General features: G+C 37.3%; 10 protein-coding genes and 8 pseudogenes. 3 read left to right on the top strand and 15 right to left on the bottom strand.

Features of this window, described 5'->3' with window-relative positions; translation table 11 throughout:
* Both ARSQ2_RS07515 and ARSQ2_RS13740 read left to right on the top strand, forming a co-directional pair.
* Positions 1-294: pseudogene (locus ARSQ2_RS07515) on the top strand (transposase); the annotation flags it as partial.
* Positions 295-350: 56 nt separating this feature from the next.
* Positions 351-476 (top strand): hypothetical protein, encoded by a 126-nt coding sequence (locus ARSQ2_RS13740; protein ID WP_255487650.1) that lies wholly within the window; start codon positions 351-353, stop codon positions 474-476.
* 250 nt (positions 477-726) lie between these two features.
* On the opposite strand, the gene fis is transcribed toward ARSQ2_RS13740, so the two are convergent.
* The 12 genes and pseudogenes from fis to ARSQ2_RS07460 all read right to left on the bottom strand — a co-directional run.
* A complete protein-coding gene (gene fis / locus ARSQ2_RS07510; protein WP_181994912.1) occupies positions 727-1,023 on the bottom strand; it encodes a DNA-binding transcriptional regulator Fis in 297 nt (98 codons plus the stop codon).
* Positions 990-2,019 (bottom strand): annotated as a pseudogene (gene dusB, locus ARSQ2_RS07505) (tRNA dihydrouridine synthase DusB). The gene fis and the pseudogene dusB overlap by 34 nt, the downstream one beginning before the upstream one ends.
* Before the next feature lie 658 nt (positions 2,020-2,677).
* Positions 2,678-3,268, bottom strand: a pseudogene (gene prmA, locus ARSQ2_RS07500) (50S ribosomal protein L11 methyltransferase); the annotation flags it as partial.
* A gap of 138 nt (positions 3,269-3,406) precedes the next feature.
* A pseudogene (locus ARSQ2_RS07495) lies at positions 3,407-3,721 on the bottom strand (transposase); the annotation flags it as partial.
* 140 nt (positions 3,722-3,861) lie between these two features.
* Positions 3,862-4,110: an IS630 transposase-related protein gene (locus ARSQ2_RS07490; protein WP_181994911.1), complete on the bottom strand. Its 249-nt coding sequence runs from the start codon at positions 4,108-4,110 to the stop codon at positions 3,862-3,864.
* 169 nt (positions 4,111-4,279) lie between these two features.
* Positions 4,280-5,155 (bottom strand): annotated as a pseudogene (gene panF, locus ARSQ2_RS07485) (sodium/pantothenate symporter).
* A 19-nt stretch (positions 5,156-5,174) separates the two neighbouring features.
* Positions 5,175-5,543, bottom strand: a pseudogene (locus ARSQ2_RS13735) (sodium:solute symporter family transporter).
* Positions 5,544-5,719: 176 nt separating this feature from the next.
* Positions 5,720-5,962: a YhdT family protein gene (locus ARSQ2_RS07480; RefSeq protein ID WP_181994910.1), complete on the bottom strand. Its 243-nt coding sequence runs from the start codon at positions 5,960-5,962 to the stop codon at positions 5,720-5,722.
* A 126-nt stretch (positions 5,963-6,088) separates the two neighbouring features.
* Positions 6,089-7,435 carry an acetyl-CoA carboxylase biotin carboxylase subunit gene (accC, locus tag ARSQ2_RS07475; protein ID WP_181994909.1) on the bottom strand — a complete coding sequence of 449 codons (1,347 nt, stop codon included), beginning with the start codon at positions 7,433-7,435 and terminating at the stop codon, positions 6,089-6,091.
* An 11-nt stretch (positions 7,436-7,446) separates the two neighbouring features.
* Positions 7,447-7,908: an acetyl-CoA carboxylase biotin carboxyl carrier protein gene (accB, locus tag ARSQ2_RS07470; protein ID WP_181994908.1), complete on the bottom strand. Its 462-nt coding sequence runs from the start codon at positions 7,906-7,908 to the stop codon at positions 7,447-7,449.
* An 83-nt stretch (positions 7,909-7,991) separates the two neighbouring features.
* A complete protein-coding gene (aroQ, locus tag ARSQ2_RS07465) occupies positions 7,992-8,423 on the bottom strand; it encodes a type II 3-dehydroquinate dehydratase (protein WP_181994907.1) in 432 nt (143 codons plus the stop codon).
* 178 nt (positions 8,424-8,601) lie between these two features.
* Positions 8,602-8,907: pseudogene (locus ARSQ2_RS07460) on the bottom strand (oxidoreductase); the annotation flags it as partial.
* Here ARSQ2_RS07460 and ARSQ2_RS14270 point away from each other — a divergent pair.
* Positions 8,885-9,073, top strand: coding sequence for an IS630 transposase-related protein (locus tag ARSQ2_RS14270; RefSeq protein ID WP_338078271.1), 189 nt, complete (start codon positions 8,885-8,887; stop codon positions 9,071-9,073). The pseudogene ARSQ2_RS07460 and the gene ARSQ2_RS14270 overlap by 23 nt on opposite strands.
* Before the next feature lie 404 nt (positions 9,074-9,477).
* On the opposite strand, the pseudogene ARSQ2_RS12890 reads toward ARSQ2_RS14270, so the two are convergent.
* The 3 genes and pseudogenes from ARSQ2_RS12890 to ARSQ2_RS07440 all read right to left on the bottom strand — a co-directional run.
* Positions 9,478-9,821, bottom strand: a pseudogene (locus ARSQ2_RS12890) (YggS family pyridoxal phosphate-dependent enzyme); the annotation flags it as partial.
* Positions 9,822-9,911: 90 nt separating this feature from the next.
* Entirely contained in the window at positions 9,912-10,331 is a 420-nt protein-coding gene (gene ruvX / locus ARSQ2_RS07445) for a Holliday junction resolvase RuvX (RefSeq protein WP_181994903.1), read from the bottom strand.
* On the bottom strand, positions 10,331-10,894 hold the full coding sequence (locus ARSQ2_RS07440; RefSeq protein WP_181994914.1) for a YqgE/AlgH family protein: 564 nt from the start codon (positions 10,892-10,894) through the stop codon (positions 10,331-10,333). The genes ruvX and ARSQ2_RS07440 overlap by 1 nt, the downstream gene beginning before the upstream one ends.
* Positions 10,895-11,369 lie beyond the last annotated feature (475 nt).

Below are 11,369 nucleotides of genomic sequence, written 5' to 3'. Positions count from 1 at the left end.
CACGATACCCCGCGGACTCACGGCTATTCCCCGAAAGGTCAACGGTGTGTTGGTCTCAAGAACTGGGGAGCTAAAGGAAGAACAAATGTTATCGGCGCTTTATTGGGCACAACGCTGTTTGCTATCGGATTATTTGATATCAATATTAATAGCGATGTTTTCTATACATGGGTCACCCAAGTCCTTATCCCAGTACTTCCTAAAAACAGTGTAATCATGATGGATAATGCAACTTTTCACAAGAAACAGAGTATTCAACAAGTCATCATCGATGCGGGGCATATGGTGGAATATTTTCCTACCTATTCGCCAGATCTTAATCCAATTGAACATAAATGGGCACAAGCTAAATGCAAAAAAAGAGCGCTCGGATGCGACACAGATATTTTGTTCGCACTCAATATGGTGTAATCAAAATTAAGTCGCTTAGCTATAAAGTAATTACTTGTAATGATTTTAAAGTCGCCCAGCTATAGAACTTCAAACTGAGCTGTTAGATTTGATTGCCTGTGTCAGTAGCAATCGATTCGGAGAGCTGATTTCAACGTTGAGTAATTGGATTTTGCCGGTTTTCATTTAGAGCTGCCATTAGCTAGCGCCTCATCATGTTTTCGTCTTATCTTCTGTTTATATATTTGTTCAGTGAGTAGGGTATAAGTAATAACAAAAAAGCACTTATATAAAAATATAAAAGTGCTTTTTAATTAGTATGTTAACCACTTATGGCTAGTTCATACCATATTTTTTCAATTTCTTACGTAGAGTTCCACGGTTGATGCTTAACATTAACGCAGCACGGGTCTGATTTCCACGGGTATATTGCATTACCATATCTAATAATGGTTTTTCCACCTCAGCCAATACTAATTCATATAAGTCATTAACATCCTGGTTATTAAGTTGGGCAAAATAGTTTTTCAGTGCTTGTTTAACTGAATCACGTAGTGGCTTTTGAGTTATTTGATCTTGTGAATTTACAGTAGCAACGGTTAGTACGTCAGAATTTCCGCGTTTTTCGAACATAGTTCTGTCAGCTCTTTTCTTTGATTTACGCAAAATTTTTCGAAATATGCCTCCAACACTTCCAGCTGTTCGCTGGCATTCTCTATGGTGTTGAATGTGCGCCGAAACTGGTCATCAGGTGCATGTTCTCTTAAGTACCAAGAGACATCCTTGCGTGCGATGCGGGATTCCTTTGCTTAGACTGTAAAAGTCATGCAGCTCCTTAACATGCGCTTGCATTAAGCACTGCACCTCACCAATAGGCATAGGTGGCAGTAACTCACCTGTTTCCAGGTAATGCTGGATTTCCCGAAAGATCCAGGGTCTTCCCTGAGCAGCTCTACCAATCATTAAGGCATCACAAGCCCCAGTATAGTGAAGCAACTGCTCTGGCTTTAAGCGGGTCAGTAATATCGCCATTAGCGATAACAGGAATAGTAACATTTTGCTTAACTGGTGGAATCCTGTCATATTCAGCTACACCATTAAATAAGCAAGAACGAGTTCTGCCATGAATAGTTACAGCTTGAATACCACAATTTTCGGCCAGTTGAGCTATTTTATACAGTTCCGTTCTTCAGGTGATCAACCAGTGCGAACCTTTAATGTAAAAGGAACATCAACCGCATTCACAACAGCTAATAGAATTTTCTTAATCAGCTCTGGATAGCGCAATAATGCTGAACCTGCTAACTTACGGTTCACTTTCTTGGCAGGCCAACCCATATTGATATCGATGATCTGAGCACCATTTGCAACATTAATTCGCGCAGCTGCTGCCATTTCATCGGGATCACTACCTGCAATTTGCACAGCACTAATGCCTAATTCATCACTATGGATCATTCTCAATCTGGATTTGTCTGTTTTCCAAACCTGAGGATTGGAAGACAGCATTTCCGACACTGTCATATCAGCATCCCATTGAGTAACACAGTGACCGAAAAGGCCTATCGGTGATACCCGCAATTGGTGCTGCAATGAGAGAGTCTTTTTCTGATATTGACCAATATACATAAACACCATCCTCTGACTGCAAGGGCGCGTATATTACGCATTTTTTACGAGATATGAAAGGACAAACTTTGAGCAAATTGCTATTTCTTTGAAAAATTTTGTATTGATTTTTTTGATTACAAATAATATTCATAAAAATCAATATAATGAAAATTTCTGATTTATTTTTAAATTTTATTATTCTTTATCGTAAATTCCTTGTTAGGTTAGATTATCTCTGTTGATTGTATAAAAATCAACCTTGATCACTATTTTTATGATGGTTATTGAAAAGATATTATTTTGCATAAACAATAAAAGTAATTAGTTTGATAATTGTTATAATTTTATGATTTTTTATAGCGGCAGATTTTTAGCAAAATTTTTATTGTCGGGTTAGCGGATTAGCATGCGTTAACCTCGCTTATGGCTAATCCGCTTTTTTTATTCCGGTTATTGGGCACCACCCTTTTTTTCTATTATCGGCTCAATTATCGGCTCAATATCAAATTGTCGTTGGTAAGCGGTGATAACAGCTTGAGCCTGACTGGCTAATATTCCAGACAGTCCAAGTATAGCTGGGTGACTTTAAAATGATTACAAGTAATTACTCTATATCAGTAAATTTATATTGGAGAAAAACATATATTTTGTAATCAAAATTAAGACGCTTAGCTATAGCAATAACAATATCTGCTTTTAGATCTTCAGCCTGATCTTTCGCCAAATACAGAACTAATTTATCGGCGACTCTATTTTGTTCGGCGTTGTTATGGCTAGCTTGGATGGCTTGAGGATCGATATCAATACCAATCGCTTTTTTGGCGCCTAGTTTAAGCGCGGCAATGGCCAATATGCCTGAGGCACAACCAAAATCGATAACTGTTTTATCTTTCAAATTTAAGTTATCTAACCACTCTAAACACAGAGTGATGTAATAGGATCGGTGCTGGTACCAAACGCTAAACCAGGATCCCAAATGACATTAACCGCATTGGGATCAGGCGTATCACATGCCAGCTAGGGCAAATCCATAGTTTATGTCCCCAAAACGCATAGGATGGAAATTATCCATCCATTCACGTTCCCAATCTTTGTCTTCTATTTGTTCAATTTTATGAAAAAATTTTTTACCTAATAAGGAGCAATTTTCAAGTTGGCTAATAACCTGCTCCATATCGCTTTCAGCATCAAATAGACCAATAACATCCGTATCTCCCCAAAGGCGAGTTTCACCTGGTAAGGGTTTAAAAACAGGGTTGTCGTAGCTATAGCTAAGCGACTTAATTTTGATGACACTATATTGAGTGCGAACAAAATATCTGTGTCGCATCCAAGCGTTTTTTTTGCATTTAGCTTGTGCCCATTTATGTTGAATTGGATTAAGATCTGGCGAATAGGTAGCCAAATATTCCACCATATGCCCCGCATCGATGATGACTTGTTGAATACTCTGTTTCTTGTGAAAAGTGGCATTATCCATCATGATTACACTGTTTTTAGGAAGTACTGGGATAAGGACTTGGGTGACCCATGCATAGAAAACATCGCTGTTAATATTGATATCAAATAATCCGATAGGAAAGAGTGTTCTGCCCAATAAAGCGCCGATAACATTTGTTCTTCCTTTAGCTCCCCAGTTCTTGAGACCAACACACCGTTGACCTTTCGGGGAATAGCCGTGAGTCTGCGGGGTATCGTGTGAAAAACCACTTTCATCAATAAAAACAATATGCTTGCCTTCTTTTTCATACTGTTGTTTTTTTGTTGAAACGTTTTTCGAGTGTTTTCGTCGGCTTTTGGATGACGTAGAGTTTTTTTATAGGTCAATCCCATTTTTTTAAGAGCTTGCCAAATGGCCTTCTAACAAACGCCAAAACGCTCTGCACGCTCTTTTTGGTAAGCATCTGGATATTGTTCAACATCTTTTATCAACTCGGATTTATCGATTTTTCGGTGACGCGTAGTCGATGCTTTTGGCTCTATTTGATTAATCCAACGCAATACAAATGCAGAGCCAATCCGAAATTGCTTCGCTGTTCCTCGGATACTCAACCCTTCTTCTTCCATCGTAAATATCACTTTACGTCTAAAATCAATTGAATAGCTCATATAAATAATGTCATCAAAATTAAGTCGCTTACCTATTATATCCTGAAAGGTGACAGAAACCGCTCCGGTTTCCGTTAATATATCACTTAAGACTTCTGCCTGCTCGGCTGTCGAATTCAGACGTATTTGTATCCAGAGAGCATAAATATTCTCTTGAAATCGTAGGTTATTAGCTCGTTTTTATCGATGTAGATAATGATTTTTTCTCACCAACAACATTACCGATTAAAAAAGCAAGCAAACTCAATAATAGAGCGGGTACGATGGGGTAAAAATTTAAAAATTTAACATCAAAGGCAGTCAATAATGTATAAGAAAGGGCACCGAGGATCATTGAGCTTAATGCACCAAAACGGTTTGCTCTTTGCCAATATAGTCCGAGTATTAATGGCCAAAGAAAAACCGCTTGTAATCCACCAAAAGCCAGTAAATTTAACCAAATAATCATTTGTGGTGGATGCCAGGCGGCTAATAATAATAAAGCACCCAGAATGAGGGTAGAAGCACTTGAGATCCAGGTTAATTTTTTCTCTTTTTTTATCTCCTCTGGAGCAATATTTAAATATAGATCTTTTATAATAGTTGCTGAAGATTGGAGTAATTGTGAATTAATTGTCGACATAATGGCAGCCATTGGGGCGGCTAAGAAAATTCCTGCGGCGAATGGAGGTAAAACCGTGATTATTAATGTTGGGATGACCTGATCTGGGATCGTTAAATCCAGTAAAATAGCTCGACCTAATGCACCTGCTAAATGCATTCACAACATTAAAATAACCATCACAATGGTACCGATGATGATCCCCCGGTGCATCGCTTGGCTATTTTTATAAAAAATGCAGCGGACAGCAGTGTGTGGTAAGCCAATAACGCCAAAACAAACTAATATCCAGAAGGAAAACATAAAGGGCATACTAAAGATGTTATCGGCACCTTTTGGTGTGATTAGTTTTGGATCAATCGTTTTTAGTGTCTCTGTTTCCGCCGCCAGACCGCCTGCCTTGTAAATAGTCAAAACCAGCAGAATAATGGTTCCTACTAACATAACAAAGCCTTGTAAGGTGTTAATTAAGGATACTGGCTCTAAAACCAACAAACGCAGTATAAAGCGCAATAGTGATGCCAAATATTAATAATCCTATTTCATAGGGAATATTTGCCGCAGTTTCAAGTAGATGAGCTCCGCCGATAAATTGAACTGTCATAACACCGAAGAAAGCGATGAGTAAACTAATGCTAGCAATCCATACCAGTAAACGGTTTTGAAAACGAGCATACAGCATGTCATTAAGTGTCACCGCATTATAGCGACGAGCCAAAATGGCAAATTTTTACCTAGTACACCAAGCAACAGCCAAATAGTCGGAACTTGAATTAAGGCAAGTAGCACCCCAGCCAAGGCCATATTTATAGGCTGCTCCAGGACCACCTATGAAAGAGCTAGCACTGATGTAGGGTAGCAGTGATGCTCATTGCCAAAACAACCCCACCCATAGAGCAATTACCTAGAAAATATTCATGCAAAAATTCGCCTTTTTGACGTCGATGATAAGCATAAATAGACAGTAAACAAACCAGTAATAAATAACCAATAAGTGGTAATAGAATTTCAATTTGCATCTTTATCTTCCAATGACATTTGTTTAAAAATCAATTTAACCGTTAAGACAAAAAGTAAAATAAAAATCAGAGGTAAATATAAACATGAAAGTTCAAACCATAATGGCATCCCTGTTATTCCCATTTCCTCACCGGGGAGGTAAGCAGTCATAATCGAACTACATAAATAAGCAACAGTAAGAAAAACTGACCAACGAGCTTCTTTGTTGGATTGAAGAAAACGTTTATCCATTGGATCTCCTGGTAGTAAAAATTTAATCTGAGGGTTTGTATATTAGTTAAAGATTAACTTCAGAAAAAGTATCAAAAATTAGGGTACATTCTGTACCCTATTGTGATGAAAGGTGAGTAGAAAAGTTTATTCCTGTGAAGCGAGTTTTTTTTCCAGGTAATGGATATTGGTACCACCTTTGAAAAAATTGCTGTCATTCATAATTTTTTGTTGTAATTCTATGTTAGTTTTAATGCCATCAATAATTAATTCAGATAAGGCATTTTTCATCCGAAGGATAGCAATTTCCCGGGTTTCACCATATGTGATCAGTTTACCAATCATAGAGTCATAGTAGGGTGGAACGGTGTAACCTGCATAAATGTGTGATTCCCAACGTATACCAAAACCACCAGGAATATGGAGGCGAGTAATTTTACCGGGACTTGGCAAGAAGGTATTTGCATCTTCTGCATTAATTCGGCACTCTATTGCATGCCCATGAATTTTAACATCTTTTTGTTTAATAGATAGAGGAAAGCCAGAAGCGATCCTTAACTGTTCTTTAATCAGATCAACCCCAGTGACCATTTCCGTCACAGGATGCTCAACTTGAATACGCGTATTCATTTCAATAAAGTAGAATTCGCCATTTTCATAAAGGAATTCAAAAGTACCGGCACCGCGATAATCGATATCAAGACAAGCTTTTGCGCAGCGCTCTCCAATGCTTTTACGCATATCAACTTTTATACCTGGTGCAGGCGCTTCTTCAACCACTTTTTGATGGCGACGTTGCATTGAGCAATCACGTTCGGCTAAATAAATCGCATTGCCTTGACCATCAGCAAGTACTTGAATTTCAATATGGCGCGGATTTTCCAGAAACTTTTCCATATAAACCATACTATTATTAAAGGCAGCTTTGGCTTCGGCGCGAGTTAGGGTAATGGCTTGTTCTAGCTCACTTTCGTTACGAACAACGCGCATACCGCGGCCACCACCGCCACCAGATGCTTTAATAATAACTGGGTAGCCAATTCGATTAGCAATTGTTTTATTGGTTTTTATCTCATTTCCTAAAGGCTCGTCTGAGCCAGGAACACAAGGAACACCGATTTTTTTCATCGCCTCAATGGCAGAAATTTTATCACCCATGAGTCGAATAGTTTCTGGTTTGGGACCAATGAATATAAAACCAGAACGTTCCACTTTTTCGGCAAAGTCGGCATTTTCAGATAGAAAACCATAACCAGGGTGAATGGCTTCTGCAGCAGTAATTTCTGTTGCCGAGATGATTTCTGGAATATTAAGATAACTTTCAGCTGAAGCGGCAGGCCCGATACAGACAGTTTCATCAGCAAGTAATACATGTTTTAAGTCACGATCGGCGGCAGAATGCACGGCGACGGTTTTTATTTTTAGTTCTTTACAGGCACGTAAAATGCGTAAAGCAATTTCGCCACGGTTGGCGATAACAATTTTTTTAAGCATAGGATGCCTCGTTATTCGATGATAACCAATGGCTCGTCAAATTCAACCGCTTCTCCATTTTCCAACAGAATTGCTTTAACTACACCTGCTTTGTCTGCTTCGATCTGATTCATCATTTTCATCGCTTCGACAATACATAGAGGATCCCCTAGCTTAACCGTTTGGCCGACTTCAACAAATGGTTTTGCTTCTGGACTTGGCGCTCGGTAGAAGGTACCTACCATTGGCGAGCGAACAGTATAACCACTGATTTCTGCTTTTTTCTCATTTGTTGTTTCAAGTAAAATTTGAGAAGGTGCAATGGCGTTTGCTAAAGCCGGTTGATGCGTGGTTGGCGCTGCCATATACTGTTGTAAATTCTGTACGATTGTACGGCTAATACGCACTGATTCTTCACCTTCTGAAATTTCTAGTTCAGAAATGCCAGATTCTTCAACAAGCTCAATCAATTTTTTAATTTTACGAATATCCATAAATTAATTCCGCATTTTTATTCTTTACATTTATTAGGTTGGGATTCATCAGTGATTGCTAATTCTTCAATATTTAATAAGAATTAAACCGCAGCTTCTAATGCAAAAATATAACCATCAGCACGGAAACCACAGATGACGCCGTTTGCAATATCGGAGAGATAGGAGTGATGCCTGAATGGCTCACGTGCATAAACATTAGTAAGGTGGATCTCATAAAAAGGAATAACAACGCTTAATATTGCATCGCGTAAAGCCACACTAGTATGCGTTAATGCTGCCGGATTAATCAATATAAAATCGATTTTTCCTTGAGCTTGATGGATTTCATTAATAAGCTCATGTTCCGCATTAGATTGAAAATGACTTAATTTAACTCCTAATTGTTTTGCTTTTTGGCTTGTTTGGTTAACAATATCCTGAAGTGTAAGAGCACCATAGAATGGTGGTTCTCTCGTCCCCAGCATATTTAAATTTGGGCCATTTAGCAGCAAAATGTCGAAATCTTTTACCATTTTTCGGGTATCTCCGACTGATAATTGATAATTAGACAACATAACTTGATGCTAATAGTTTGTCATCTTTTTCTCATAATGAAAACGTTTATTTTGACGACAGAGAGCGATATTATAAACATTTCATAGCAATTAGCAGGAAAATTTTAGTCTAATCAGCAAGGTTGGCTTGAAAAATTTAACGTATTTTTACCAGTGTCCGGCCAGTGATTTGGTTATTGATTAATTTATCGGCATAATCAATCACTTTTTCTAACGGGATCTCTGTGGTTGTTAATTGATAAAAACTATCGGCTAATAAATTGGCTAACCGTTGCCATATCTGTGGGCGTTTGATCGTTGGAACCATCACCGAGTCTATCCCTTGTAGTCGTACATTACACAGAATAAAAGGCATCACTGTTGTTGATAACATAATATCAGCGGCCAGACCACATGCTGCTATTGTACCTGAATAGCACATTTGTGAAATAACCGTTGCTATAGCTAAGCGACTTAATTTTGATGACATTATTTATATAAGCTATTCAATTGATTTTAGACGTAAAGTTATATTTACGATGGAAGAAGAAGGGTTGAGTATCCGAGAAACAGCGAAGCAATTTCGGATTGGCTCTGCATCTGTATCGCGTTGGATTAATCAAATATAGCTGGACGACTTTAAAATAATTACAAGTAATTACTCTATATCACTAAATTTATATTGGAGAAAAACATATATTTTGTAATCAAAATTAAGACGCTTAGCTATAATATATTGCTGCCAACGGTATCAATAACTCCTGCCAAACGTTGCTTTTCTAAAGGGTGAGGTATGGTAGTAAACTCTTTACGTAGCAGCATTTGTTTAGCGCCAAGTGCTTTTAAGTATAATTGATATTACTCTCCCGACCAGTTACTGCTGTGACCGAATAACCAAGTTTATCCAGCAGTTGAATTGCGGTACTATAGCTGGGCGACTTTAAAATGATTACAAGTAATTACTCTATATCAGTAAATTTATATTGGAGAAAAACATATATTTTGTAATCAAAATTAAGACGTTTAACTATATCGGACGCTGATTATTTAATCGTTTTGCTATTTTTAATCTATCAATAGTATGACACCAATCAAAATGCTCTGCTACTAATCGACTTTTATTAAATTGTAGCGCGCCGATAAAATGCCATATTAAATCCTGTTTGTTACTAAAGTAGGCTATTTTTCTATCCCTTCTTGCAGATAATTTTCACCAAATTGGTATTGTCCACCATCGATAGCCTCTTGAATTGCATCACAAGATTTAGTTTTACTGACGGCCAGCAGAGTAATACCTTCGGGCTCTCGATGATATTTTTTGGCCGCTTGTATAATGCGATTTTTGACATTAACGAGATTTTGTTGGATTTTATTCATAAAATTTGGATGCTAAATGAAAATGAAATAGGATAAAAATATAATTTCATTGTCACGGCTATGCGTGACAGTTTATTGTAATTATGCTGATTAAGCATCTTGTTCAAACCAACTTTCTAAAATAATGACAGCAGAAATGGAATCAATCTTACTTTTATTTAACGCTCGATAGCCACCCTGATTAAATAGTTGTGCTCGCGCTTCTATTGTTGTTAAGCATTCATCGTGTAATGTAACTTGGATACCAAATCGCCCATGCAGACGATTAGCAAATTTACGGGCTTGATTACTTATTGGCTGCTCTGTTCCGTCCATATTGAGAGGAAGTCCAACGATAGCCAGTTCAGGTTTCCACTCTTGTATTATTTTTTCAATGTCTAACCAGTTGGGCTTACCATCTTTTGCTTTTATTGCAGTTAAAGGGCGTGCAGTTGCTGTAATTGCCTGCCCAATGGCGATACCTATACTCAGTGTACCGAAATCAAAAGCAATAATTGTTTTGTTTGCCATTATGCATGACCCGCTTGATTTGAAATATTAAAGATATCAATCCCAATTAAAGCAGCGGCTTCAAGCCAACGTTCAGAAATGGGGGGTGTGAAAAATGATATTGTATTTGCTTTGGCGGTTAGCCAACTATTTTTCATTATCTCTTTTTCCAGTTGCCCTTGTTCCCAGCTTGAATATCCCAAGGCAATAAGTGTTTTTTCTGGTTGTTTGGTAGTGCCTAAAGTTTCGAGAATGTCTTTTGACGTTGTGATCATAATTTCATCAGAAAGCTTTAAGGTAGAACTAAAACTATTTTGTGGCGAATGTAAAATAAAACCATGAGCTTCTGCGATCGGGCAACCAGAAAAAACCGGTTGACTTAATTTAGTTATATGATCGTATTCTGTCGTTTTAATGTTTAAATTTTTTAATATGCTATTGATTGAAATTTGTTCGATTTGTCTATTAATAACGAAACCCATAGCACCTTTTTCATGATGTTCACAGATATAAACCACCGACTTTTGAAAATACGGATCTAATGACGTTGGCATAGCAATGAGAAAGTGGTTTTGTAAATTGATATTATTAAAGTTATTTTCCTGAATTATCAATAAAATATACCTGAATTAAAAGTTAAAAAATAATTAATGCAACACATTCGCGATTGTTCAAGTTTTATTTTCGGCTGACTGTAAGATATTAATATTTTATAACAATAGAAAACATTTATAGTATACTATATAGCTCGGCGACTTTAAAATGATTACAAGTAATTACTCTACATCAATAAATTTATATTGGAGAAAAACATATATTTTGTAATCAAAATTAACTCGCTTAGCTATAGCTAAGAGACTTAATTTTGATGACATTATTTATATGAGCTATTCAATTAATTTTAGACGTAAAGTGATATTTACGATGGAATACGATGGAAGAAGAAGGGTTGAGTATCGCAGAAACAGCGAAGCAATTTCGGATTGGCTCTGCATCTGTATCGCGTTGGATTAATCAAATAGAGCCAAAAGCATCGACTACGCGTCAGCAAAAAATCGA

The sequence above is a fragment of the Arsenophonus endosymbiont of Bemisia tabaci Q2 genome (assembly GCF_902713415.1).
Taxonomy (GTDB): Bacteria; Pseudomonadota; Gammaproteobacteria; order Enterobacterales; family Enterobacteriaceae; genus Arsenophonus.
The sequence above is the reverse complement of the archived record's forward strand: the minus strand, read 5'-3'. Positions and strand labels throughout refer to the sequence as shown.